Annotated in this window: 21 protein-coding genes; 18 read left to right on the top strand and 3 right to left on the bottom strand. The window is 56.3% G+C overall.

Going from position 1 to position 25643, the window contains the following annotated elements; translation table 11 throughout:
- The 12 genes from ATO67_RS13995 to ATO67_RS13940 all read left to right on the top strand — a co-directional run bounded on the left by ATO67_RS13995 (nt 1) and on the right by ATO67_RS13940 (nt 15015).
- On the top strand, nt 1-765 hold the full coding sequence (locus ATO67_RS13995) for an amino acid ABC transporter ATP-binding protein (protein WP_067650133.1): 765 nt from the start codon (nt 1-3) through the stop codon (nt 763-765).
- Nucleotides 766-913: 148 nt separating this feature from the next.
- Nucleotides 914-2422, top strand: coding sequence for a M81 family metallopeptidase (locus tag ATO67_RS13990; protein ID WP_210176138.1), 1509 nt, complete (start codon nt 914-916; stop codon nt 2420-2422).
- Nucleotides 2423-2426: 4 nt separating this feature from the next.
- Nucleotides 2427-3641, top strand: a complete 1215-nt coding sequence (locus ATO67_RS13985; RefSeq protein WP_067650129.1) for a MalY/PatB family protein — start codon at nt 2427-2429, stop codon at nt 3639-3641.
- A gap of 100 nt (nt 3642-3741) precedes the next feature.
- Nucleotides 3742-5124: an amidohydrolase gene (locus ATO67_RS13980; RefSeq protein WP_082760292.1), complete on the top strand. Its 1383-nt coding sequence runs from the start codon at nt 3742-3744 to the stop codon at nt 5122-5124.
- Nucleotides 5125-5279: 155 nt separating this feature from the next.
- Complete coding sequence (locus ATO67_RS13975; protein WP_067650122.1) at nt 5280-6866, top strand: ABC transporter substrate-binding protein; 1587 nt, start codon at nt 5280-5282, stop codon at nt 6864-6866.
- 62 nt (nt 6867-6928) lie between these two features.
- The gene (locus ATO67_RS13970) at nt 6929-8791 is read left to right on the top strand and encodes an ABC transporter ATP-binding protein (protein WP_067650119.1); all 1863 of its coding nucleotides are present in this window, start codon (nt 6929-6931) and stop codon (nt 8789-8791) included.
- A gap of 52 nt (nt 8792-8843) precedes the next feature.
- Entirely contained in the window at nt 8844-10334 is a 1491-nt protein-coding gene (locus ATO67_RS13965) for a M81 family metallopeptidase (protein WP_067650117.1), read from the top strand.
- A 39-nt stretch (nt 10335-10373) separates the two neighbouring features.
- On the top strand, nt 10374-11315 hold the full coding sequence (locus ATO67_RS13960) for an ABC transporter permease (RefSeq protein WP_067650114.1): 942 nt from the start codon (nt 10374-10376) through the stop codon (nt 11313-11315).
- Nucleotides 11316-11373: 58 nt separating this feature from the next.
- A complete protein-coding gene (locus tag ATO67_RS13955) occupies nt 11374-12186 on the top strand; it encodes an ABC transporter permease (protein WP_210176130.1) in 813 nt (270 codons plus the stop codon).
- 61 nt (nt 12187-12247) lie between these two features.
- Nucleotides 12248-13162: a LysR family transcriptional regulator gene (locus ATO67_RS13950; protein WP_067650108.1), complete on the top strand. Its 915-nt coding sequence runs from the start codon at nt 12248-12250 to the stop codon at nt 13160-13162.
- 136 nt (nt 13163-13298) lie between these two features.
- On the top strand, nt 13299-13817 hold the full coding sequence (locus tag ATO67_RS13945; protein WP_067650106.1) for an ureidoglycolate lyase: 519 nt from the start codon (nt 13299-13301) through the stop codon (nt 13815-13817).
- Nucleotide 13818: 1 nt separating this feature from the next.
- A complete protein-coding gene (locus ATO67_RS13940; RefSeq protein ID WP_067650103.1) occupies nt 13819-15015 on the top strand; it encodes a pyridoxal phosphate-dependent aminotransferase in 1197 nt (398 codons plus the stop codon).
- 75 nt (nt 15016-15090) lie between these two features.
- On the opposite strand, the gene ATO67_RS13935 is transcribed toward ATO67_RS13940, so the two are convergent.
- Both ATO67_RS13935 and ATO67_RS13930 read right to left on the bottom strand, forming a co-directional pair.
- Nucleotides 15091-15477: a Rid family detoxifying hydrolase gene (locus tag ATO67_RS13935; protein ID WP_067650100.1), complete on the bottom strand. Its 387-nt coding sequence runs from the start codon at nt 15475-15477 to the stop codon at nt 15091-15093.
- A gap of 106 nt (nt 15478-15583) precedes the next feature.
- Nucleotides 15584-17164, bottom strand: coding sequence for an ABC transporter substrate-binding protein (locus ATO67_RS13930; RefSeq protein WP_067650097.1), 1581 nt, complete (start codon nt 17162-17164; stop codon nt 15584-15586).
- Nucleotides 17165-17342: 178 nt separating this feature from the next.
- On the opposite strand from ATO67_RS13930, the gene ATO67_RS13925 reads away from it, so the two are divergent.
- The 5 genes from ATO67_RS13925 to ATO67_RS13905 all read left to right on the top strand — a co-directional run bounded on the left by ATO67_RS13925 (nt 17343) and on the right by ATO67_RS13905 (nt 23058).
- Complete coding sequence (locus ATO67_RS13925; protein ID WP_158667361.1) at nt 17343-18263, top strand: LysR family transcriptional regulator; 921 nt, start codon at nt 17343-17345, stop codon at nt 18261-18263.
- Between the two features lie 120 nt (nt 18264-18383).
- Nucleotides 18384-19439: a dipeptidase gene (locus ATO67_RS13920; RefSeq protein ID WP_067650092.1), complete on the top strand. Its 1056-nt coding sequence runs from the start codon at nt 18384-18386 to the stop codon at nt 19437-19439.
- A gap of 23 nt (nt 19440-19462) precedes the next feature.
- A complete protein-coding gene (locus ATO67_RS13915; protein WP_067650089.1) occupies nt 19463-20722 on the top strand; it encodes a D-amino acid dehydrogenase in 1260 nt (419 codons plus the stop codon).
- An 83-nt stretch (nt 20723-20805) separates the two neighbouring features.
- Complete coding sequence (locus ATO67_RS13910; RefSeq protein WP_245303981.1) at nt 20806-21867, top strand: LysR family transcriptional regulator; 1062 nt, start codon at nt 20806-20808, stop codon at nt 21865-21867.
- A gap of 210 nt (nt 21868-22077) precedes the next feature.
- Nucleotides 22078-23058: an MBL fold metallo-hydrolase gene (locus tag ATO67_RS13905; protein WP_106404960.1), complete on the top strand. Its 981-nt coding sequence runs from the start codon at nt 22078-22080 to the stop codon at nt 23056-23058.
- A 359-nt stretch (nt 23059-23417) separates the two neighbouring features.
- On the opposite strand, the gene ATO67_RS13900 is transcribed toward ATO67_RS13905, so the two are convergent.
- Nucleotides 23418-24077, bottom strand: coding sequence for a GntR family transcriptional regulator (locus ATO67_RS13900; protein ID WP_067650083.1), 660 nt, complete (start codon nt 24075-24077; stop codon nt 23418-23420).
- 191 nt (nt 24078-24268) lie between these two features.
- On the opposite strand from ATO67_RS13900, the gene ATO67_RS13895 reads away from it, so the two are divergent.
- Nucleotides 24269-25624, top strand: a complete 1356-nt coding sequence (locus ATO67_RS13895) for an FAD-dependent oxidoreductase (protein WP_082760273.1) — start codon at nt 24269-24271, stop codon at nt 25622-25624.
- Nucleotides 25625-25643 lie beyond the last annotated feature (19 nt).

The following is a 25643-nucleotide window of genomic DNA, read 5'->3' as shown; positions in this document are numbered from 1 at the left end:
ATGGTCGCGACCGAAACACCTATCCCAGTCACATCTTTCGCCGTGCAGGTTCGTGAACTCTCCAAATGGTTTGGAAACTTTCAGGTTCTGAACCGTATTGACCTCGATATTTCCGTTGGTGAGAAGGTCGTTATTTGTGGCCCGTCCGGATCAGGCAAGTCCACGCTCATTCGTTGCATAAATCAGCTCGAACCTTTCGAGAGCGGTCGCCTTCATGTCCATGGCGTGGAGATGTCTGATGCGCGAAAGAATGTGCAAATGGTAAAGCAACAGATCGGCATGGTATTTCAGCACTTTAACCTGTTTCCTCATCTGAGCGTCATGGAAAACTGCGTTCTGGGACCGATGACGGTCAGGGGATTGTCGCGGCGGCAAGCAGAGGATATTGCCGATCATTATCTCGCGCGGGTCCGAATTTCCGAACAGGCATTTAAATATCCCGGCCAGCTTTCGGGCGGCCAGCAGCAGCGCGTGGCCATCGCCAGAGCCCTCTGCATGGAGCCAAAAATTCTGCTCTTTGATGAACCGACCTCCGCGCTCGATCCGGAGATGGTGAAAGAGATCCTGGATACCATGACGGATTTGGCAAGAGACGGCATAACGATGATCTGCGTTACCCACGAGATGGGCTTTGCGCGGCAAGTCGCCGACAGAGTGATCTTCATGGACAAGGGGCAGATCGTGGAGGTTAACAGGCCGGATGTATTTTTCAAACTCCAGTCCAATGAACGCACCCGGCAGTTTCTGGCGAACCTCGTTCGTTGACCGATCACCACGATTATAGTCCCCAGATGCGTGCCATCGCGTTGGGGTGTTGCTTTCAAGGCAATGCTTGCATTCAAAAGCTGCTGCTTCCGCAAAAACCCATCGCCCGATAGAGGCCATATCGTGTTTGGCGCAAACTTGGGGGTGGATCGTGCGAATACTTGTAGCGGGGTTTGAACATGAGACGAACACGTTCGCGCCTTCCAAGGCCCACTACCGGAACTTCCTCAAAGGAGAAGGGTATCCGGCGCTGAGGCGCGGAGCCGAACTTTATGAGTTGCAAGAGATCAACCTCGGTGCGGGTGGCTTCATCAAGGCGGCGTTGTCCGCTGGACACGAGCTCATCCCCGTCGTCTGGGGTGGCGCGAGCGCGTCCGCCCATGTGACGACTGCTGCTTTCGAGCAGATTTTCGGCGAGATTGCCGAAGCGGCAAGGAAGCATTCCTATGACAGTGTTTTCATCAATCTCCATGGCGCCATGGTCACAGAGGCACATGACGACGGGGAAGGTGAAATACTGGCAAGGCTGCGCTCGATCATAGGTTCGGATGTTCCTCTAGTCGCGTCCTTGGACCTACACGCCAATGTCACTGCAAAAATGATCGATCTTGCAGACGGCCTGATCGCCTACCAGACTTATCCGCATCTCGACATGGCGGATACCGGAGCCAAGGTCCTCGAACTGCTCCATGAATACCGAGTGTCGCCGACGCCCTGGTTCAAGACATTTAGCAGGCTCCCCTTTCTCATTCCGATCAACGGGATGTGCACGTTGGTCGATCCGGCCCGTCGCGTTTACGAAAGGCTGCGGGAACTTCAGAAAGGCGACGTTATTTCTCTGTCTTTCGCCCCGGGCTTTCCCGCCGCCGATTTTCCCGAATGCGGACCCACCGTTTGGGGCTATGGGCGCGATCGGCACGCCGTTGAAGACGCCGTCTCAACGCTTGTCGATATGATCGTTGCCGAAGAGAAGAACTGGCGGGTAGATTTTCTCTCCCCACGCGACGCCGTGGAGCAGGCCATGAGAATTACTGCGGACGCTCGGAAGCCGGTGGTCATCTCCGATACCCAAGACAATCCCGGTGCGGGTGGTGACGGGAACACGACCGGAATGCTGAAGGCATTGTTGGACTGTGGAGCGGCCAATGCTGCAATCGGTGTGTTCTACGACCCCGCAGCATTCGAGGCTGCACGCGAAGCCGGCGTCGGCACTGACATAACCATAGCGCTGGGCGGCACATCGGATGTGGAGGGCGATTCGCCTCTCTGTGGCACGTTCCATGTCGATTTCATCGGCGATGGGACCTGCACGTTCGAGGGGCCGATGTTCCATGGCAACAAGGTCGACCTGGGAGGTGTAGCCTGCCTTCGCATCGCAGGTGTCAGCATCGTCGTTAGCCCGACCAAGGCCCAGATGTTTGATAGGGTGCTTTATCGGATCGCTGGCATCGAACCCGAAACGAAATCCATACTCGTCAACAAGAGCTCCGTGCATTTTCGAGCTGATTTCACAGAAATAGCGGCAGCCATTATCGTAGCCAAGGCGCCAGGGCCTATGAAGGCCGATCCCGATGATCTGCCATGGACGAGGTTGGCAGAAGGAATGCGCACTTCGCCCATGGGACCGGCGTTTTCCAGTTTGATTTCAGAGGATTGATCAGATGCAGAATGTCGAAGCTGCTCCGCTGAAGCGCAATCCGGACAGTATATATTTTCTGATGGACGAACCGGCGCTGCGCCGTCGTGGTAATCTCAAGTGGTCCACCTATGGGGAAGATGTCCTTCCGGCATTTGTGGCCGAGATGGACTATGCGGCGGCGCCAGCGATCGCCGATGCTCTGTCACGAATAGCGACTGCTCAACAATACGGGTACCCGGCAAGAAACGGATCTCGCACGCCGGCCTCTGTGGCATTGCTCTATGCTGAACGCATGAGCAGGATTTTCGATTGGCGTCCGGACCCGGAAAATGTTGTCGTCGTTTCCGATCTCGTGCAAGCAATTTTCACAACCATACTGGCGTTTTCGCAAACAGGCGATGGCGTTGCGGTCCAGGAACCTTGCTATCCGCCATTTCGAGACGCGATAGTCTCGACCGGGCGCGTTTTTACCCCCGTCGGAACCGTGGACGACGGAAATCGTTTATCCATCGATTTCGACAACCTCACCAATACCATCGGACCCCAGACACGCCTGCTTGTGCTGTGCAATCCACACAATCCGACGGGAGGCGTGCTCGATCGCCAGGACCTGGAAAAACTGGCGGAGTTCGCTCTGGCTCGCGATCTGCTCATCATTTCGGACGAGGTGCACTGCGAGATTACCTTCGATCAGTTCCGGCATGTTCCCATTGCCTCCCTTGGCAAGGAAATAGCAAGGCGAACGATCACTCTGGGTTCGGCGGCGAAATCATTCAATACGGCGGGCCTGAAATGCGCGTTTGTTCACTTTGGCACTGCGGAGTTACGCGATCGCTATCTCAAGTCCTTCCCGCGCAGAGTGATTGTCCCGGGACATGTCATGGGTATCGATGCGACGATTGCAGCTTGGGAGCGCAGCCATCAATGGCAGCATGATGTACTGTCATATCTGGCCGACATGCGCGGCCTGCTCATGCAAAGGTTGCAAAAGGACCTGCCGGAACTCCGGGTCTATGCACCCGAAGGCACGTACATGGCGTGGCTCGACTGCAGCGCACTTGGATTACCCTTGCCGGCCTACGATTTCTTTCTGGGCGAAGCGCACGTAGCCCTAAGCGCCGGGCAGACGTTTGTGACAGGCGGTGAGGCCTTTGCAAGGCTGAATTTTGCGACATCGGAAACGATACTCAGCGAGATTCTGGAGCGCATGACCCATGCAGTACGCACTCGCGGCTAAGTTCGTGTGCCAAGGCCGCATGGCTGGGCACCTCTGCCGGATTGGCAAACGCCGGGCGACGGTCGCGCCATTTAATTCGCCTTGAGAAGGAGACATGGGTATGAATGAAATCACAATCGATCTTGCAGGTGTTCTTGCGGCCGTGGACAAGAGAGCGGCTCGTTATTCCCGGCTGGCCGACGAGATCTGGGAATTTGCCGAATTGGGGTTCTCCGAAAGTCGCTCCAGCAAAGCCCAGATGGACGTGCTGGCAGCTGAAGGCTTCAAGATCACGGCGGGCATCGGCGGATTGCCCACTGCCTTTGTCGCGGAACGTGGCAAGGGCAAGCCGGTGATTGGTCTCCTGGGCGAGTTCGATGCTCTGGCGGGGATGAGCCAAGTCGCGGGCTCGGCGAAAGAGGAGTTTCTTCATCCAGGCATGGCCGGCCACGGTTGCGGGCACAACCTGCTTGGCACCGGATCGGCGCTTGCCGCGGCAGCCGCAGCAGAAATACTTGAAGCCATGGGCATTCCAGGCACCATTCGCTACTACGCCTGCCCGGCGGAAGAGGGTGGCGGCGGAAAGGCTTTCATGGCCCGCGCCGGGGTCTTTGACGATCTCGATGCCGCCTTTTCGTGGCATCCGGCCCCAACGTCCTCCGCCCACATGAGCCGGACCAACGCCTTTTTGCAAATACGGGTCATTTTTCGCGGACATGCCTCGCATGCGGCCCTAACGCCGCATCTCGGACGAAGTGCTCTCGATGCCGCCGAACTGATGAATGTCGGCTGCAACTACCTGCGCGAACACATCGAAGATGGCGAGCGTATCCATTACGCCTATCGTGATGCTGGAGGAATTGCCGCAAACGTCGTCCAGTCTAGAACAGAGCTCGCCTACATCGTAAGGTCGCGTACCATCGAAGGTTTGAATGCCCTCGTGGCGCGCGTCGAGCAGGTTGCGCGCGGGGCGGCGATGATGAGCGGATCCCAAGTTGAATTCTCGATCGAATCGGGAATGTCGCCGTATCAACCTAATCTGGCTCTGACCACGATGATGCACGAGCAGTTCATCGCGCTTGGCGCACCTGACTTCGATGAGAAGGATTTGGCAGCGGCAGTCGCGTTCAATGATCCGGATTATCAAGGCAACCGCGCGCTGGACGGCGATATAGCTCCGCTTGCGGATCACGTCGGCAATTCGCTCGGGTCGACAGACGTGGGCGATGTTTCAGTTGTGATCCCGCTGGCGCAGATTTGGGTCGCCAGTTTCGCGCGCAGCACGGCCTTTCATTCGTGGCAACTCGTCTCACAGGGGAAATTGCCGGCTGCACATAAGGGGATGTTCCAGGCTGCGAAGGTTATGACTGCTTCCGTGTTACGCGCAATCAAAGATACTGATTTGCTTGAACAGGCGAAACAGGAACATCGTAACCGCAATGCCGGGGGGGGATACGTCTGCCCGATCCCTGACGAGGTCCTGCCACCACTGCCGCAAGGTTAGTGGCAGTTTTTCCGATAGGATTGGTGTTGCCCAACAGGCAACACCATTGTGTTCCGTTTACGGTTTTACGTCTCAGGCCTTTGTGCTTACGTTAGCTCCAAAGAATAGGCATCGCCCCTATCGAGAGCGATAAGCCAACAACGGGTGGAGCGACGATGACAGGGACGAGACGTGAATTCCTGCAGCACACGGCGGCGTTTGCACTACTTGCATCAAGCGCAAATCGAGCCTCGGCGCAGTCCAGGCCCAATGTGTTGCGGTTTGTCCCTGCCGGAAATCTTTCGTCGATAGATCCGATCGTCACAAGCGGATATCCAATCCGCAATCATGGCTATTTGGTTTATGACACCTTGTTTGCGGAAGACGAAAACTTTGAAATTCAGCCGCAGATGGTGGATAAGGCGGAGGAAGGCGACGACAGCCTCGCCTACACGTTCTCGCTGCGGCCCGGATTGAAATTTCATGACGGCGCACCGGTGCGCGCGCAGGATTGCATCGCGAGCATTAAACGTTGGGGGGGTAAGGATGGCCTCGGACAATCCCTGCTCGAGGCTACGGACAAGCTCGAAGCCGTTGATGACAATACGATCCGCTTCACGTTGAAATCCCCCTTCCCGCTCATCTACGTTGCACTCGGTAAATCTTCCACGCCGGTGTGTTTTATCATGCCCGAGCGCATCGCCGGCGCTACGGACAGCAAAACGCAGATCACTGACGCCACCGGATCCGGCCCGTATCGCTTTCTACCGAACGAGTGGGTACCGGGCAGCAAAGCCGCCTATGAAAGATTCGACGGTTATATTCCTCGCGAGGAAACGCCGAGCGGCATTGCTGGCGGCAAACAGGTCAATTTCGATCGTGTCGAGTGGCTCATTATCCCCGATCAATCAACAGCGGTCGCGGCACTAAAGCGTGGCGAAATCGACTGGTTCGAAAAACCCGATCTCAACCTTGTCGAGCTTTTGAGAGGCGATCCTAATGTCGTGGTCGGCGATTATGATCCCTACCAGGGGACAATGTTGCGCTTCAACCAACAGCAAAAACCCTTCAACAACGTGAAGGTTCGTCAGGCGGTGATGGCCGCCATCAACCAGGAAGACGTACTCGTCGCCATGGTCGGAGAAGGCAATTACGAAGTTTGCAAGTCGTTCTTCTTCTGCGGCACTCCGATGTCTTCGGGCACCGGATCGGACGTGATGAAGGGCGATCTGGAACTGGGCAAAGCCCTTTTAAAGGACGCTGGTTATGCCGGCGAGAAAGTGGTCCTCATTTCGGCCACCGACATCCCGTGGATCTATTCAGCCAGCCTCGTCGTCGAGCAGCTTCTGCGCAATATTGGCATGACGGTCGAAGTCCAGACCATGGATCTTGGTACCTATTTCACGCGTCGAAATTCGACGGAGCCGGTTGAAAAAGGCGGCTGGAGCGCCCTTGTCTCGGGTGCTGGGTCGGTTGATTTCCTCAGCCCGGCGCAACATCTCGCTCTACGCGGCAACGGTCTTGCCGCATGGCCTGGCTGGCCGGATGATGCCAAGCTGGAATCCCTTCGGACGGATTGGATGAAGGCGACATCCCAAGACCAGCGAAAGAAGATAGCAAGTGATGTCGAAGCGCATGCATTTCAGTCGGTACCCTATGTACCACTTGGCCAGCGTTCCCAGATTACCGCTTATCGCAAGACCGTAAGCGGGATTGTAAAGTCGCCTGCCCCGCTCTTTTGGAACGTCCAGAAGACTGCCTGAGGCGGGACAGTTCTCTGCGATACAGGACAGGCGGCGCCCTGCGCGGCCATCCCGACTTATCTATGAAAATTGAGAGGGTATCCGTGGTCGAAACTGTATTATCCGTTCGGGATCTGGAAGTCGCATTTCTGTCGGGGCACGGCCGATCACAGGTGGTTAACGGCATTTCGTTCGACGTCAATCCGGGTGAAACGCTCGCCATCGTCGGCGAAAGCGGCTCCGGCAAAAGCGTGACGAGCCTCGCCATCACACGCCTGCTCGATACCCGATCAAGCGAGGTTAAGGGCCAGATCCTGCTTAATGAGCGCGATCTCACCGTGCTGCCGGAGCGGGAGATGCGCAAGGTACGCGGCGGCGAGATCGGGATGATCTTCCAGGAACCGATGACGAGTCTCAACCCCGTCCTCCCGGTGGGCAGGCAATTGTCGGAAACGCTCGTCTTGCACCGCAAGATGTCGGTCTCCGAAGCACGAGCAGAGACAGTGCGGCTCTTCGACCGCGTCAGCATACCGGCGGCCGCCACTCGTCTGGATGATTTTCCTCACCAGTTTTCAGGCGGCATGCGCCAGCGCGTCATGATCGCCATGGCGCTTGCCTGCCGGCCTAAATTGCTGATCGCCGATGAACCGACCACGGCGTTGGATGTGACGATCCAGGCGGAAATATTGCAATTGCTGCGCCAGTTACAGGCAGAAGAACAGATGTCCATCCTGTTCATCACCCATGACATGGGAGTGGTTGCAGAGATTGCGCATCGAACACTCGTCATGTTTCGAGGCAATTTGGTTGAGCACGGGGACACCGTGGATATTTTCCACGAACCGAAGAACAATTATACGCGTACACTATTAGCGGCGGTGCCGAGGCTTGGATCGATGACAGGCACATCGGAGCCTGCACATTTCGTACTTCCTTTACAGGATCAGCAGGCCCTTCCCCCGCAAACGCCGGAGACTTCTAGCACACGCAAGCTGACAATCGAGAAGGCTGCGACCGTTCTGGAGGTTAGAGACCTGGTCACCCGCTTCGACATCAACAATGGTTTCCTGGGTAGGCTCGGCGGGCGGGTCCACGCGGTCGAAAACATCTCCTTCAACCTGAAGGCAGGCGAGACCTTATCCGTTGTTGGGGAATCCGGATGCGGCAAATCCACGACCGGCCGGTCGATCATGCGGCTCGAGCACCCACTGAGCGGCGAAATCGTCGTCGATGGCCAGGATCTCATGAAATGCTCGGCGGCCGAACTGCGCAAGGCTCGGACGAAGATGCAGATGATCTTCCAAGATCCTTATGCAAGCCTCAATCCTCGAATCCGGATAGGCGATGCCATTGCTGAGCCGATGCTTCTGCACGGAATGACAAGCAGACGCGAATCCAAGGATCGCGTCGCGCAGTTGCTCCGGGAGGTGGGGCTTTTGCCGGATATGATGAGACGGTTCCCACATGAATTCTCAGGCGGCCAGCGTCAACGCATTTCGATCGCACGCGCTCTGGCTGTCCGACCGAAACTCATCATCGCGGATGAGGCAGTGTCGGCGCTTGACGTATCGGTCAAGGCGCAGGTGGTGAACCTGATGCTCGACCTTCAGAAGGGAATGAATTTGTCCTATCTCTTCATCTCCCACGATATGGCGGTGGTAGAACGGATCAGTCATCGTGTCGCCGTGATGTATCTGGGAGAGATTGTCGAAATCGGACCTCGAGCCTCGATCTTCGGCAATCCCACGCATCCCTATACGAAGCGTCTGTTGTCAGCAGTTCCGGTGCCTGAGCCGCGCGAGCGCGGGAAGCGTCCCGCGCCTCCGATCCGCGAACTGCCCTCGCCGATCAGGCCGCCGAACTACATCGCCCCCAAGCGCGAGTATCGGGAGGTCTCGGTCGGCCACGTCTGCCAGGAGTGGGATCGATCTGAGTGGGCACAGTGATTGATGCCTTCTGAGGCAAGTCGTTTAAATTTCAGGTTTGGGAGAGATCCGTTTGAAAGTCTTCATTTCCACTCTCGCGACAGAAACCAACACGTTTTCGCCTTTTCCATCCGTGCGAGAATCGTTCACCACCCGTGAGTATTTTCGCGGCGACGGAGGACTGCGCGCGCCGGTGCTTGGCAACATTCCGTTGATCGAATGGCGTCGTCTGGCGACCTCGGACGGGGATCAGGTGGTAGAAAGCATATGCGCTTTCGCGGCTCCTGCGGGCAAGACGCAACGAACCGCCTATGAAGGATTGCGGGACGAAATCCTGGAGGATCTGCAGAAAGCGTTGCCGGTGGACAAGGTGTTGCTCTTCCTGCATGGCGCCATGGTGGCTGAAGGCTATGACGATTGCGAGGGTGATATCATCGCAAGGGTTCGAGAGACCGTCGGACCATCGGTGCCGATCGGCGTCGAGATAGACCTCCATTGCCACCTGACGGAGCTGATGCGCACCAAGGCGGATATCATTGTCGCCTTCAAAGAATATCCCCATACTGATATCGCCGAAAGGGCGAGAGAGGTCTACGACCTCGTGGGCCGCACGCTCGCAGGAGAAATCAGGCCCGTAATGGCACTGGAAGACTGCCGGATGATCGGCGTCTGGCGTCCGCCGACCGAACCAATGCGATCCTTCGTCACACGCATGTCCGAGGCGGAGGGCCACGACGGAATACTCTCGGTCTCCTTCGGGCACGGCTTTCCATGGGCTGATGTAGCGGACGTTGGGGCTAAAATGCTCGTTGTGGCCGACAACGATATGAAAGCTGCGGTAAAGACCGCCGAGCGATTTCGTCAAGAATTGTGGGATATCCGGGATTTAGCGGCCCAGCGCTACGATACGGTCGAAGAGGCAATCAGTGCCGCTCTCTCGTCCTCTGCGGCACCAATCGTGTTTGCCGATGTCGCAGACAATGCGGGTGCGGGCGCGGCCGCAGACAACACTAATATTCTGCGCGGCTTGATTGATAGAAAAGTGGAAAACGTCGCTATCGGGTGCTTTTGGGACCCCGTTGCTGTTCAGATGTGCCTGGAAACCGGTGTTGGTGGAGAACTCGACCTTCGCGTCGGTGGCAAGATGGGGCCGCAGTCCGGCGACCCGGTGGACCTGCGCGTCACTGTCATGGGCATCAAGCGGGACCATTCACAGCCCGCGCTGAGCGGCGGGCGCATGAGCCTCGGGACCGGGGTGTGGGTAAACGGCGCGGAAATTGACATCGTTCTCACCTCGACCAGACTTCAGACTCATTCGCCCGAGGCCTTCACGGCCCTCGGATGTGAATTGACTGACAAGAAGATAATCGTGGTCAAGTCGATGCAGCATTTCCTGACTGGCTTTGGACCTCTGGCTGCGGAGGTCCGTTACGTGGATGCCGGCGGATCGGCCTCGACAAAGTTCGCAACCCTCCCTTACTCGAAGAAACGCCAGCCCTACTGGCCAGCCTCTCTCGACCCGTTTCAGGCAAATGCCGGCTATTCCCAAGAGGAGGTCAGATAAAATGGTTGAAGTAAGCGAACCGAACTCAGGAGCGAGCCGATGATATCCTTCCTTGCACGGCGGATTCTCGCCGCTCTTCCGGTCATGTTTCTCGTTGCGCTAATCGCATTTTCTTTGCTTTATTTCGCTCCCGGCGATCCGGCTGCGGTTATCGCGGGGGACATGGCGCAGCCCGCCGACATCGAGGCAATTCGGGAAACGCTCGGTCTCAATCAACCTTTCCACGTGCGGCTCGGTATCTTTCTCTGGAATACTTTCCGAGGAGATCTGGGAATTTCAATTTTCTCCCACAAGCCCGTGACCGCGTTGATTGCGCAGCGCCTTGAGCCGACCTTGTCGTTGGCAGTCCTGACGATCATCATATCGATAGCGGTCGCGGTTCCGCTCGGCACGCTTGCCGCATGGCGGGCCAGAGGCCTAATTGACCGGATAGCAATGGCAATTGGGATTTTGGGGTTTTCGGTTCCGGTATTCATCATCGCCTATCTGATGATCTGGTTCCTCTCGGTCAAACTCGCCTGGTTTCCGGTTCAAGGCTACACGCCGTTGGCAACGAGCTGGTCGGGTTGGTTTTACAATCTTATCCTTCCAGCGCTTTCGCTAAGCACGGTCTATATTGCTCTGATCACGCGCATCACGCGAGCGAGCGTTATTGAGGTGCTTTCGCAGGATTATATTCGCACCGCCCGTTCCAAAGGACTGAGTGAACATGTCGTGTTATTGCGCCATGCCTTGAGAAATGCCGCAGTCCCCATCGCCACGATCGTGGGAATTGGTATTGCGCTGCTGATGGGCGGCGTGGTTGTCACCGAGACAGTGTTCGCTATTCCTGGTCTCGGCCGACTACTGGTCGATGCAATCCTGCAACGCGATTATCCGGTTATCCAGGGCGTGCTCATTCTACTGTCGGCGATCTACGTAGCGGTAAATCTCCTGGTGGACATCAGCTATGCCATTTTCGATCCCAGAATCAGAAACTGATCCCATGACTGTAATCCTAGAAAACACACCCTCACGCTATGCGCTCTGGAATCGATTTGTGCACCAGAATCTATCCGTAGTCGTCGGCGGCATTTTGCTTTTGAGCGTGATCCTGATCGCTCTTGTCGGACCGATTATCTACACGGTTGACCCAAATGCTATTTCCCCGCTGAGGAGATTGAAGCCCCCGTCCTCACTTTATTGGTTCGGCACCGATGCGCTTGGTCGCGATCTTTTCGCCCGCGTGATTGCAGGTGGTCGTGTTTCCCTGCTCGTCGGGGTGTCCGTATCCGTGTTGTCGCTCGCATGCGGAATCCTTCTCGGCCTCGTATCGGGTTTCTTCAGGTCGGTGGATGCCATTATGAGTCGTGTCCTCGAAGCCTTCATGGCAATACCGGCCGTTCTCTTGGCCATCGCCCTGATGGCGCTGACGACAGCCAGCGTCGGCAACGTCATCATCGCATTGACGATTTCGGAGATACCGCGGGTCACCCGTCTGATGCGTTCCGTCGTCTTCACTTTGCGCGGCCAGCCTTTCGTTGAAGCGGCAATAGCGTCAGGTGCTCCGATCCACCACATCCTTTTCAGGCATATCCTGCCCAACACTCTGGCCCCGCTGATAGTTCAGGGAACCTTCATCTGTGGTTCCGCCATTATCGTCGAGTCGATCCTGAGCTTCATCGGCGCAGGCACGCCATCGTCTATCCCGACATGGGGCAATATCATCGCTGACGGGCGGACGTTCTTCCAGATCTATCCCCATATGATCTTCTTTCCCGCCGTGTTCCTGTCGATCACCGTGCTAAGCATCAATCTCATAGGCGACGGATTGCGGGATTATTTGGATCCGCGCATGTCGCGGAATATTTAAACGGACTGGACGGCCCCGGAGAAGCTCCGGCGCTTTGTCTCGAAAGGATGTTGGCGAGAGAATGCGGGAACTCAATGAGCGCCGACTACGCTATTTCTACAATGTTGCGCTGCATGGCTCCATCCGCCGGGCAGCCGATGAGTTGAACACCGCCCCTTCAGTCGTGACGCGGCAGTTAAAACTGCTTGAGGAGGAGATGGGCGTCAAGCTGTTTGAGCGCGACGTCTCTGGCAGTAAACCGACTGATGCCGCACAGTTCCTGCTCGACTACTGGCATTCTTCCCGTTCGCTTATGGAGATCCTCGAAGAGCGTATCGCTGAGACCCGGGCGCTCAAGCGCGGAAAGGTTTATATCTCAGTTTCTGAGGGGTTCCTGGTTGATTTTGTCGACAATGTCGTCAAGCCATTCAACAGGGACTTTCCCAAAATAGAGCTTTCGGTGAACGTGCTTTCAGTCGGAGACATCGTAGATCAGGTCGCGTCGGATATCGCGCATCTCGGAATTGTCTATAACCCTCCGAAGGTCAGCTATATCCGCTCGTTCCTGCATGTCGATGTGCCTATCAAGCTTTTTGTCAGCAATGATCACGAACTCGCCAAAACAACCGAGCCAATCACGCTGGCCCGCGCCCTGTCGTACCCAATCGCTAAAATGCCGAACAATTTCGGGCTTGGTCGCACCACTGAACTTCTGGCCGATTCAAAGCGCATTCCTCTGAACGTCGTGTTCTCCTCGAATTCCTCCCGAGCCATCGCCCACTTCATCTGCAACGGCACGGCCGTTGCGTTTCTTGGTCCGCGCTATGTCGCGGCCGAGTTCGGTAGTGGTGAATTGAAAGCGCTCGAGATTGACCATCCGTTGCTGACCGAAAACCAGGCGAATGTCATTGCGCGATCTGGCCGGACGCCGACAAAGGCGATGACCACGATGATCGATTATATTCGACGACATTCCAAAATCTTCGGTCGATGTTGAACCCACCGGAGGCAGTGCCCATAGGGCAACATGCTGGCGTAACGTTTGCGCATATCGTCGCCACCTGCCGCTTGCTACCTTCCCGGTTGGGACCGGTCCCATCCGGAACCCGATACAATTTCGAGGAGGTAAACACGTGACGTCAGGGCATGGCATTGAAATCGAAACGTTGACACCGGAGGCATTCGCGCCTTTCGGACGTGTCTTTCACCCGCACGAGATCCCGGACTTCGACTTGCCGACGAAAAGTGTTCACAGATTCCCTTGGCAGTGCGACGGGCCGCTCATTCTGCAACTCATCAGCTTCAAGCCGCAGCCCTTCAAGGTCCATAAGATCGAGAGACACTTCCATGTAACAGAATCCCGCATGCATATCGGTGGATCTCCCACGGTGATTGTTGTAAGCGAGCCGGCGGAAGAGGTGCCTACGCCGGCGAAGTTGCGGGCATTTCGCCTCGATCGCCAAGGCATTATGTTTAAGCTGGGCACCTGGCATGCGGTCGATGCCTACCCCCTGGGAAACGAACCGGGACTATTCCTCTTCCTTTCGGATAAGGAGACGCAGAGCGAGCTCTTCGACAATCCAGTTGCCGAACCGAAGCGAAGCATCATCCGAACATATGACGAAAATCCGCCGGAAATTTTGGTGGACTGATATGAACGACCGCTCTCCATTTTCCCGTGCAGACCGGCTCCTCGGGATCGAGGTGTCGGGTATCGTGCGGATTTCGGAAGCCGCCGCACTGTTGAGGGCAGAAGGAAAACACGTCATTGATCTGGGGGTCGGCGAGCCTGACTTCCCTACTCCTGAACATGTCGTGGACGCAGCGTTTCAAGCGGCACGAAACGGCAAGACGCGTTACACCGCCAATTCGGGCACCCCAGAATTGCGCGCCGCTATCGGGAAGCGCCACGACGCAACCGAAAAGGAAGTGCTCGTCAGTACGGGAGCGAAGCAGGTCATTTTCAATGCCTTAATGGCAACGTTGAATGTTGGTGACGAGGTTATTTTCGCAGCGCCTTTTTGGACCACGTACATGGACATGGTGCAGATCGTCGGCGGCCGCGCGGTGGTGGTGCAGACCGCAGACACGGGATTGAAGATCACCCCGGAACAGCTCGAGAACGCGATTACAAAACGAACTCGTTGGCTGCTGCTCAACAATCCCGGCAATCCCTCAGGAGCTGTTTATCGGCCGGATGAACTGGTTGCGCTGGCGGATGTCTTGAGACGTCATCCGCAGATCGCCGTTATGAGTGACGAAATCTATCGCGAGATCAGCTACGCTCCTTTTGTCAGCTTGCGCGACGCAGCTCCCGACCTCAGGGAAAGGATGCTCGTCGTTGATGGAGCATCAAAAGCCTATGCCATGACCGGCTGGCGTATGGGTTGGGGCGTCGGTCCGCAGTCCCTGATCGGAAACATGGCGATCGTTCAGGGTCAATCGACATCATGCGCGTCGTCGATCTCGCAGGCGGCCGTGCTTGCAGCTCTGACCGGCCCGGACGATTACCTTGCCGAGCGGTGTCGTTCGTTTCGGGATCGCTCGCTGTTTCTTATCGAGAAGCTGCGGGCTACCCGACTATTTGACTGCGCTGCGCCGGACGGCGCCTTTTATCTTTTCCCGCGCTGTGCACGTGCTTTGGGTATGAAGCAGCCTGATGGCAAGGTCATCGCAACCGACGACGATGTCAGTCGCTACCTGATGCAGGAGGCGCACGTGGCCGTCGTGCCGGGTGGGTTGTTCGGCAGTCCCGGACATTTGAGGATATCCTACGCGTTAAAACAGGATGAATTGGCAGATGCCTGCCGGCGGATTGCTGAGGCGTGCGGAAGGCTTACGCCCTTTTAAAAGCGGCCTCTCGGTGTTGATGGTCCGATCTGAGGGCGCCGGAATTTCAGATTTCGGCGCCCACATTACCATCGTTCAGATGATTGCGATGACAGCCTCGACCTCGATCTGGGCATTCAACGGCAACGCGCCTACCTGATAGGTCGCCCGGGCAGGATAAGGTGCGGTAAACATCTGGCCATATGCGGCATTTATGTCCGCAAATCGCGAAAGGTCGGTAACGAGCACCGTCGTCTTGAGACAATGTGCCATGGATGTGCCGGCAGCTTCGGCAATCGCCTGGATGTTTGTCAGGCATTGCTTGACCTGTTCGGCAGGATCATCGGAGGAAATCTTGCCGGTCAATGGATCGATCGGTAACTGCCCCGACACAAAGAGTAGCCCGCCGTGAACTCTGGCTTGCGAATAGGGACCAATGGCGGCAGGCGCCCGATCCGTTGTAATGACGTTTGAATTGGACAAAGATGACTCCCATGCAGATTATGCGTATGCAGCTTGCAACACGAACGAAATTGAGGAGGGCCGGGCTCTGCTTCCTGCCCGGCCATCCCGAAGAACTGCTATCGGCTCAAGCTTTCTGCAGGTTCCAGGCGATCGGGATCGGCGCCTTCAGCATGCCAGTAATCGTTTTGCGTCTGGCTGAAGGCGTTTTGAATTGGCCGAGCGGCACGAATGGCACGGTCGCGAAGGTTCGCATTTCGATCTTTCGTGCGACGGAAGCCCTCACATCGTCCGTTCCTGCCTGAATCCAGTCGAAACGCAGTGCTTCAAGATCCGGATCTGTTGGCCAGCCCGGCCAAGTCGTCTTGCCGGTGGCCTGAAGTCCGAGATGAGTTGATGGATCAAGAATATCCGTGACGCTCCAGCCCGCATGGAAGATCGACCAGCCACCCTTGTCAACCGTATCCATGTTGGTTCGCCGGGTATAGAACGTGCCCAGATCCATCGCTTGGAGCTCGACATTCATACCGAGGCTCTTGAGAAGAGCTTCGGTGACCAGATTAGCGTTGTACAGCCACACAAGGTCGGTGGGTGCGAGCAACACGATCTTCTCGCCGTTATAACCGGCCTCCTTGATCAACTGAGCCGCTGTCTCGACATTGCCGGTCATTGCCTCGCCACCAGCGCCGGTGGATGACGGCGTGCCGCAGAAGAACATCGACTTGCATTCGTTGTAGAGAGCCGGATCACCTGCTTCCGCCGCAAGATAATCCAGTTGACTGACCGCCATCATGATCGCCTGGCGTATCTTCACGTTGTCGAAGGGGGGATGAAGATGGTTGAAGCGGATGCAGGTTACGTACCCGAAGTCATCGAAAGGCGTCAGGTCGATCTGCGATTCATTCTGAAGCAGTGGCAGGAGATTGGTGTCCGGGTTGTGATACCAGTCTATCTCTCCGCGAACGGCCGCGGCCGTCGCGGTCGCGGCATCCGGAATGATGTGCCACTCATATCGGTCGATATAGACCTTCTTGCCGCCGGTCGTGCCGCTTGGTTGCTCGTTGCGCGGAACGTAGCCGTCGAATTTCGCATAGACGGCGCGGTTGCCAGGCACCCACTCATCTGCCACGAACCGGAAGGGACCGGATCCGATTGCCTCGGTGATCGACGTGTTCGCATCCGTGTTGGCAATCCGCTCTGGCATAATGAAAGGCGCAGGTCCTCCAACCTTGCCGAGTGCTTCTGGCACGAGACCGAAGGATGACTTGAAGCGGAACCGCATGGTCTTGTCGTCGACCGCCGATACCTCGTCGGCGAGTGTGAACATCCGCTGACCCAAAGGGTCCTTCTGGCCCCAGCGCCGCAGGCTTGCAACGCAATCCGTCGCACGGACGGGCTCGCCGTCGTGAAACTTCAGGCCGTCCCTTAGCTTGATCGTCCAGTCTTTCTTGTCCGCCGAAGCTTCAAAGCCATCCGCCATTTGTGGCTTGGCTTTCAGATTGGCATCTAGGCCGAATAGGGTATCGTATATTTGATAACCGTGATTGCGGATTGGTTGTCCCGAAGTCACGATTGGGTCGATACCAGACAGATTGGAAATTGGGATAACCTTGATAACCCGTCCTTCCGCGCGGGAAATCGATGGCGCGCCCATCACTGCGGCACTAGCCGTGCCGGCGGCGGCTTTCAAAAACGTTCTTCTCTTCATGTCGTCCTCCCCATTGCATCCTCGCCTTACTGCAGCGAACCGCTGCTCTTGCGTGTCCGATCCCGTTTCTGCGGGAACGACAATTGACACGGATGGCAGAGTGCATCTTCTTTAGCGTACGAAAAAGATGCAATGCATCTTTCGCATCGTTGCTTTCAGAGCAACAACGGGAGCGACAATGAGAGATATTCATCCGCAGCGGCTTCGATATTTTTACGAGGTGACCGTCAGTGGCTCGATCAGGGGCGCGGCTGAACGCTTGAATACGGCGCCCTCAGTGATCACACGCCAAATCCGGCTGCTGGAAGATGAGCTCGGAGCCAAGCTTTTCGAGCGTAGCATTGCCGGCAGTGTTCCGACGGAAGCCGCGCTCGAAGTGCTCAGATATTGGAAGGCTTCACGGCTGCAACTCGAGGACCTCGAGCAGAAAATCAGCGAAATTGGTAATCTCAGTCGCGGTCACGTCCGAATTGCCGTCGGCGAAGGGTTCGCCCCCGGCTTGCAGCAGGAGGTCATCCTGCCGTTTACAGCATTGCACCCCAATATACATTTCACAGTCGAGGCTCTTGGGGTCGCAGACATTCTAGAGGCGGTCGCGGACGGCATCTGTCATCTAGGGATAGCATTCAACGCTCCAGCATCTCATCGGGTGACCTCACTTGCAGAGGTGGACGTCCCGCTACGGCTGCTGGTAAGGCCTCAGCACCCTCTCGCGGCCGCGGCAGCACAAGGACCGCTGACAGTTCGCAAAGCATTTTCCTATCCTCTCGCGCTCCTCACGACATCCTACGGTATCCGAAAGATCCTCGATCACATTGCTTATTCAGAAGAAGAGCAAATGATCGCCTCTATGACCACCAATAATCTGCGAATGCTGATTGACCAGGCCTTGCAAACGAATGTCGGAACGTTTCTGGATCCCTTTCATGTCGCAGACTATCTGGACGATGGCCGACTGGTCGCGCTCAAGGTCGACCATCCTTTGCTGGAATCTGGCAAAGCCTCAATGCTAGTGCGGTCCGGGCAGGTTCTTCCGAGACCGGCAAAGGAAGTGATCGACTGGATCCTGGGCAGATCTCGAGTTTTCGCTCAACGCTGACCCGTTCTAATTTGAGCAACAACCCGCAGCTCCTTTTACCGCTATGACAAAAGATTGCTTTGGCGAACTTACCGGCAGTCGGCGCCGTGATCGTATTGCGCCTGTATTGGAGGCAATGATATGTCCGGTGATATCCCCGTTTTCGACGGTCATAACGACATTCTGCTGAAGCTCTATCGCAACCGGCACGACGATCCCGTCGATGCCTTTATCCAGGGCCGTGACAGTTTCCATATTGACCTGCCCAAGGCTCGTGCCGGCGGACTGTTCGGAGGGCTTTTTGCGCTCTACTCGCCCTCCAGCGACAACATCTCATTCGACGGGATGAAGGATGGACGGTATCAGATCCCGATGCCCACGCCTATGGATGCTAGCGGGGGGCGACCGCCAATCCTTGCGAAACTAGCCATTCTTCTTCGTATCGAACGCGAATCGCACGGTGCTGTCGTCCGTTGCACCTCCACCCGGGATATTCATGCGGCCCGCGATCGAGGCGCGCTGGCGGTCGTTGTCCACCTTGAGGGAGCCGAAGCGATCGACCCTGACCTCGAGTTCCTGGAGGTCCTCTATGCCTGCGGCCTGCGTTCGCTCGGGCCCGTCTGGAGCCGCAACAACGTATTTGGTCATGGCGTGCCGTTCCACTTTCCGGGCTCACCCGATATGGGGCCCGGCTTGACGGATAATGGCAAGCGCTTGATCGAAGCCTGCAACCGGATGAAAATTGTCGTCGATCTCTCACATATTACGGAAAAGGGGTTCTGGGATGTGGCGCGCCTATCAACCGCGCCCCTGGTCGCGACCCATTCAAATGCTCACGCGCTTTGCCCTTCGCCGCGCAACCTCACAGACAGACAGTTGGATGCCATCCGCGATACCGGCGGGATGGTCGGACTGAATTTCGCGACCTGTTTCCTGCGTTCCGATGGCGAAATGCGCAGCGATACCCCGGTGGATTTGATGGTTGAGCAACTGGATTATCTGATCGAGCGGCTCGGCGAGGATCATGTCGGCCTTGGTTCAGACTTCGACGGTGCGGCGATACCCGAGGCGGTTGGCTCCAGCGCCGGCCTGCCGGTGCTGATCGATGCATTACGCACTAGGGGGCACTCGGACGCTCTCTTGCGCAAAATCGGCTCGGAGAACTGGCTGTCGCTTTTGGCGCGCACCATCGATTGAAACCCGGCCGGAGAATCAACACAATGAAGGTCGTTGTTTTGGGCGCCGGAATTATCGGCGTGACATCGGCGTACGAGCTGGCGAAAGCCGGACACGAGGTCACGGTCATTGATCGGCAGAAAGGCCCAGCGCTGGAAACAAGTTTCGCAAATGCCGGCGAGATTTCGTTCGGTTATTGCTCGCCATGGGCTGCGCCCGGAATCCCCTTGAAGGTCATGAAATGGCTCTTCATGAAACATGCGCCACTGATCCTTCGCCCAAAACTCGACACGTCGATGCTTACGTGGATGGCCAGGATGTTGACGAATTGCACGGCAGATCGCTATGCAATGAACAAGAGCCGCATGCTGCAGCTTTCCGACTATAGCCGCAAGGCCCTAGCCGCTATCCGCCAGGAAACCGGAATAGCCTACGATGAGCGCATGCGGGGCACGCTGCAGCTTTTTCGCACGCAACAGCAGTTGGACGCTTCGGGGAAGGACGCAGAAGCCTTGGCCGCCGACGGGATACCCTATGAAATGGTCGACCCCGACGGCTGTGTCCGGGCCGAGCCTGCACTTGCCAGGGTCAGACAGAAGTTCGTAGGTGGCCTCCTGACGCCGAACGACGAGACGGGCGATTGTTTCAAATTCACAAACGCGCTTTCCGCCAAATGCCGGGAACTTGGCGTGGGTTTCACCTTTGACACGACCATAACGGGGCTGGATATCGAGTCGGGCCGAGCAAGGGGCGTGTTTTTGGTGGGACAAGAGCGTGTCGATGCAGATGCTGTGATTGTTGCGCTGGGCAGTTACTCACCGCTCTTGCTTCGGCCTTATGGCATCGCCTTACCGGTGTATCCTGTAAAAGGCTATTCGCTTACCGTTCCGATCGTCGATCCACTCCAATCCCCGGAATCGACTGTTATGGACGAGACCTACAAGATTGCCATCACCCGTTTGGGGGACCGCATCCGGGTCGGCGGCATGGCCGAGATTTCCGGCTACAACGGCACTTTGTGTCCGGCGCGTCGCCTAACTCTGGAGCATTCTGTCACAGACCTGTTCCCTGGCGGCGACATGGGCAAAGCAACGTTTTGGTCGGGGCTGAGGCCGATGACCCCCGACGGCACGCCAATAATTGGCGCGACAAATATCGACGGCCTTTTCTTGAACACCGGTCACGGCACGTTGGGCTGGACAATGAGCACCGGCTCCGCGCGTTTGATCGCCGCGATCGTTGACGGTCGCGAACCGGAGATTGGTGCAAGACAATTCAGTTTGAACCGGTATGAGTCTAGTTGACCTCAGCAAATTTCGATTAAAACGTCCGCCTCCGTCTTTGCAGGCGATGCGAGCAAAAAAAAGGCCCGCACCGAACAGCGCACATGATATTTATTAGCGTGATGATCGCGCTTCCGGATACGCGTAGTTCCCGAAAAGTACATATACGGCGTCATCTTTCATCTTGGAAGCGAACCACACAATCCACTACGATAGTCATGATCAGAGTAGAAGGTCGGAGAACAGATTTGGTTGAGCGTGTGGGAGAACTCGATGTTGGTCTTTTGCTCGCACTTGATGCATTATTGCGAGATGGAAACGTCACTCATGCGGCGGCTAGGCTGAATATCACTCAGTCTGCTTTGTCGGGCCGGCTAAACAAGCTTCGGCACATCCTGAATGACCCGCTTTTTCTTCCAGCGTCGAAGGGACGGGGCGTGACAGCGACGCCGCATGCTTTTGCATTAAAGCCGGAGTTGGATCAACTTCTCGATCGTTTCAAGCAGTTTTCTCAAAAAGCTTACGTATTCGACCCCTCCTCAAGCGACCGGACATTCAAAATCGCAGCTTCGGATAATCCTGCGGGAATTATCGCTCCTGACCTGCTTCCCCACATTCACAAAAGATCGCCCGGTGTCAAGATTGCCTTCATCTTTCCGGACAGGGCGATGATTGGCGAGCATTTGGAGCGCGGTGACGTCGATCTTTACATCGGCGCAGCAAATGATGCGCCGCAAGATCTGATCGGCCGCAAGCTGTTCGATGACGAACTCGTAACGGCTCAACGGATCGGTCATCCTCGTGGGAACGGCTCTCTCTCCCTCGACGAATTCTGCTCCCTCGACCATCTGTTGATTTCGTCTCGTGGCGGTATGTTCGAGGGGGTCATCGATGGAGTTCTGGCTGAGCACGGTCGAAGGCGACGGGTCGCAGTGTCCGTTCAAAGCTATGCGCTGGCTCCTCTGATCGTCGCTTCGACCGACTGCCTTTGCACGCTGCCTAAACGTTTGCTAGGGCGCTTCGTCCACAGCCTCGACCTTTTCGAGCCACCGATCGAACTGGGGACGTTCGCGTTGAAATACTTTTGGCATCCGAGGATGTCAGCGGACCCCGCTCATCAATGGCTGCGTTCCATGGTTGTGGAAGCCGCTCTAGGAAACGCCTGAGACCACACTTAGACATCGGCGATAACGATACGTCGCATTGCTCATCGCGATTGGTCTTTCAGACCCTGAAATGGCACTTTCCAGACGGCCCGGGGAGTCGACCCGTTCACACGGACGCGATCGCTCGCGTTGCACTGCATCTACGGTGCGGCGCGTCCCCGGCCGCCGGGTCCAACTGAGGATCTCTCGTTTACCAAAAGGATAAGAATCTTGAAAAATACACGATCTCTCCTGTTCTCGACCGCTGTTGCACTCTCAGTAGGCCTATCAGCGCGTACATTCGCATCGAGCGAGGCGCCTGCCGTTGAGAGCTATCAGCAAGTCACCAACAGCTACTCTTTCCCCCTCGGCGATTTCCGGATCACAGCTCTTTCGGATGGAACCGTTCCTCAGGATCTCTACAAACTCCTTATCGGAACATCTCACTCCCATACCGACCATTTGCTCGACAGAGAATTCCTGGAAAATCCAGTTGAGGCGTCGATCAATGCATTTCTAATCCAAAGCGCCGACCATACCATCCTTGTCGATACAGGCTCCGGCGAGCTCTTTGGGCCGGGGTATGGTGGCAAGCTCTTAGACAGCCTCGCGAGCGTCGGCCTGAAACCTCAGGACGTGACCGAGATTCTCATCACGCATATCCACACGGACCACACCGGTGGTCTAGTTCGCGATGGCCAGCCGGCATTTCCGAACGCCACAGTGTACGTGGGCGCACCGGATCTGAAATTCTTTCTCGATCCATCAAATGCCCAGAAGACAGGATATGCGGAACAGTATTTTGACGAGGCCGCAAAAACCATCGGTGTCTACGAAAACCTTGCGAAAGTGAAGACGTTTGGCGAAGGCGAAACCATTCTGCCCGGTATAAAGACTTCGCTACACCCGGGTCACACTCCGGGCAGCGCTTTCTTCACCGTTAGCAGTAGGGACCAATCGATGACCTTCATCGGTGACGTCATTCACGTTGCAGCGGTCCAGTTTCCTGACCCGAACGTGACAATTGTCTACGACGTGAAGCCGGAAGACGCCGCGTCGGTCCGCAAGGAGACATTCGGCGATCTGGCCAAGCGCCGCGAGCTCGTCGCCGCGCCTCATCTGCCGTTCCCTGGCGTCGGCTACGTGCGCGCTGAAGGAGCGGGATCGTTTTCTTGGCACCCACTTGAATATCGGAACCGCGCGAGCCGATAGGCTGAAAGCGTTCCGCCCAGTTCGTCCGCTGCACCTCAGCCTATGACATCATCGTATTAGTTAGTCAGTGTGAAACGGCGCAGGAGTAGCAGCCCTGCGCCGCATCCAATGGGCTTGTAAGGATGGACATGAGAGGGCCAGAAAAAGGGCCGACCGGGCGCAATGTGCCCCCCCCCCCCGCTAACCTAATCATCGGCAATCTTGAATCGCGTTCGTGCCAGTTTTCTTTTTCACTTACATCGGACCCGAATTCATTCGACGACCGTTGTGTCGCGAAAGATCTGAAGGTAACTCGGACGGTTTGGCGACCCGAAGTCCCGGATGGGAAAGCGATGATACTCCGAAGACCCAGTGGAAAACTACAAAGCAACGTTGGTTCTCAAGGTCTTATATGTGAAGTCAGTCAGGTAATCGTTGAGTGCCAAGGAAGCTGTAACTGCAGCTTCCTCGTCACCGGCCGCCACAGCGAGAAGCGTTGTCCGATGAAGAGTCGAAGCTCGTTTTAGCTCCACGTCAGGATCATTGATGTTGGCAAACCAAAACCGTCTCGACAAACCCTGCAATGGGGCCATTGAGAGCTGAAGGTATTCATTTTGCGCCGCCTCGACGATGATTTTATGGACTTGCTTTAATTGGCCACCGAAAGCGATCATGTCCCCGGCCCCAGTTAACCGCTCCAGCTCAACTGAAAGAGCCGACATAGCCTGTTTTTGCACCGGCGTGGCCCGAAGGCAGGCCCATTTCACGGCGAGTTCCTCCACCGTCCGACGCACGGCCAACAGCTTAAATTGAGCTTCAACTGATATGGGCGGGACAATAATACCTCGTCGCGGGTGAACCTCGACCATCCTCTCCCATGACAGGCGCTGCAGTGCAGACCTGACAGGATGCCGACCCAGAGCGGTCAACTCCATGAGAGTGCCTTCTGACACCATACTCCCGGGCTTAATCTCCTGAAATGTGATCATCCGCTCAAGTAGATCATAAGCGTGGTCCGCTTTGCTGATGTCATTCGTCATTCACTTCTCCGGATTCACGTCGCGATTAGGTTGTTATGGACGTAACAGATTCGGCATTCTTGCTCCATCTCACGACCACAACCGGCTGGTCCGACTAAAATGCCCTGGCCACGCTGGACAAACAAAAAGTGAGAGTTTATCCTGACATGCAATTGATCGACAACTGAGTATCTCAGAGGGAGAATGTGTACGTGTTTGAAGGATGGAAAATCGAGTGCACTGCCGACTCGAGCATAGACCTGCCGCAACTCGCGGACGTCGATGTCCTGGTGGTCGGAGGTGGCGCGGCGGGAGTTGCAGCGGCGACCGTGGCGGCAGAAAAAGGAAAATCGGTAGTGCTCGTCGAGCGATATGGCTTTTGCGGCGGCGCCGCCGTGGCCGGCATGTCTGGGACGATTTGTGGGCTCTACATGGCAAGCGAGAATAGCGACCGCCCTGAGCAAGTTGTCTTTGGCTTTGCCGAGCGCTTCAAGAAAGCATTGGCTGAGCGTGGCGGTTTAACGTCCCCCCAAATCTACGGCAAAACTTATACAGTGACACATGATCCTCTGATGTGGCGCGAGACTGCCGACCAGTTTCTGGAAGCAGCCGGAGTCAAGGTCCTCTTCCACACCGTAGTCACTGGCGTAATCATGAAAGGCGAGACCTTTCTTGGAATTATCGCCGAGTCAAATGCAGGTCGTACCGTAATTCGCGCCAAACGTATTATTGACGCTTCAGGCGATGCGGCAGTTGTTGCACGGGCCGGTCATTCATACACCTTCGGCGATGATGGCCGCATTCAAAACCCAACCATGTTTTTTAGGCTGGGAAATGTGGACATGGACGCGTTCTCCGCATTTTGGGGGGAGGACACTATATGCCCACCAAAGGTCATCGATGCTATTTCTTCCGCACACCAAAGCGGGAAATACATCCTTCCACGCAATAAAATCTGGATCTTTCCAACCACGCGACCTGGCGAACTGATGGTGAATGCCACCCGACTGTCTGGACGAGATGGACGCATGTTGAACGTTATTGATCCGGCGGATTTCACCGAAGCCGAGATTGAAGGACGTCGTCAGGTAAGAGAGTATGCACGGTTTCTTGCCGAAGCTATCCCTGGTTGCGAAAACAGCTTCGTTGTAGATACGGGTGTCGAGGCGGGCATACGACAAACTCGCTCGATCGTCGGCAGAGACACGCTCCGCAACGATGATGTGCTCACATGTCGTAAACGACCTGACGGCATTTGTCGCGTGCCATGGCCAATCGAGCTCCATAGCGGAGATAAGCCCAAGCTTCATTGGCTGTTAGACGATTACTATGAGGTACCCTATGGCGCCCTCGTACCTGAGCATGGCGAAAACATCATAGTAGCGGGTCGTTCGTTGAGTGCCGAGCATGAGGCTCTCGCCTCGGCACGAGTTACTGCACAGTGTTTTGAATATGGGAACGCCGCTGCTACCGCCGCCGTCATGTCGATCGAAGATGGCAGATCCTTTTCCAGTATCACTGGCGAGGAGGTTCGCGCAGAAATGGCTCGGCTCGGCAGCGCGCTCTAAAGCCAACGATACCGGTTCG

Origin of the sequence: Agrobacterium bohemicum (assembly GCF_001562555.1) — a bacterium.
GTDB classification, from domain to species: domain Bacteria; phylum Pseudomonadota; class Alphaproteobacteria; order Rhizobiales; family Rhizobiaceae; genus Agrobacterium; species Agrobacterium bohemicum.
The sequence above is the reverse complement of the archived record's forward strand: the minus strand, read 5'-3'. Positions and strand labels throughout refer to the sequence as shown.

Coding starts and splice junctions, on each gene's coding strand:
- ATO67_RS13995 (WP_067650133.1), top strand. CDS start 1: ATGGTCGCGACCGAAACACCTATCCCAGTCACATCTTTCGCCGTGCAG.
- ATO67_RS13985 (WP_067650129.1), top strand. CDS start 2,427: ATGCAGAATGTCGAAGCTGCTCCGCTGAAGCGCAATCCGGACAGTATA.
- ATO67_RS13980 (WP_082760292.1), top strand. CDS start 3,742: ATGAATGAAATCACAATCGATCTTGCAGGTGTTCTTGCGGCCGTGGAC.
- ATO67_RS13975 (WP_067650122.1), top strand. CDS start 5,280: ATGACAGGGACGAGACGTGAATTCCTGCAGCACACGGCGGCGTTTGCA.
- ATO67_RS13970 (WP_067650119.1), top strand. CDS start 6,929: ATGAAAATTGAGAGGGTATCCGTGGTCGAAACTGTATTATCCGTTCGG.
- ATO67_RS13960 (WP_067650114.1), top strand. CDS start 10,374: ATGATATCCTTCCTTGCACGGCGGATTCTCGCCGCTCTTCCGGTCATG.
- ATO67_RS13950 (WP_067650108.1), top strand. CDS start 12,248: ATGCGGGAACTCAATGAGCGCCGACTACGCTATTTCTACAATGTTGCG.
- ATO67_RS13940 (WP_067650103.1), top strand. CDS start 13,819: ATGAACGACCGCTCTCCATTTTCCCGTGCAGACCGGCTCCTCGGGATC.
- ATO67_RS13930 (WP_067650097.1), bottom strand. CDS start 17,164: ATGAAGAGAAGAACGTTTTTGAAAGCCGCCGCCGGCACGGCTAGTGCC.
- ATO67_RS13925 (WP_158667361.1), top strand. CDS start 17,343: ATGAGAGATATTCATCCGCAGCGGCTTCGATATTTTTACGAGGTGACC.
- ATO67_RS13920 (WP_067650092.1), top strand. CDS start 18,384: ATGTCCGGTGATATCCCCGTTTTCGACGGTCATAACGACATTCTGCTG.
- ATO67_RS13915 (WP_067650089.1), top strand. CDS start 19,463: ATGAAGGTCGTTGTTTTGGGCGCCGGAATTATCGGCGTGACATCGGCG.
- ATO67_RS13910 (WP_245303981.1), top strand. CDS start 20,806: ATGATATTTATTAGCGTGATGATCGCGCTTCCGGATACGCGTAGTTCC.
- ATO67_RS13900 (WP_067650083.1), bottom strand. CDS start 24,077: ATGACGAATGACATCAGCAAAGCGGACCACGCTTATGATCTACTTGAG.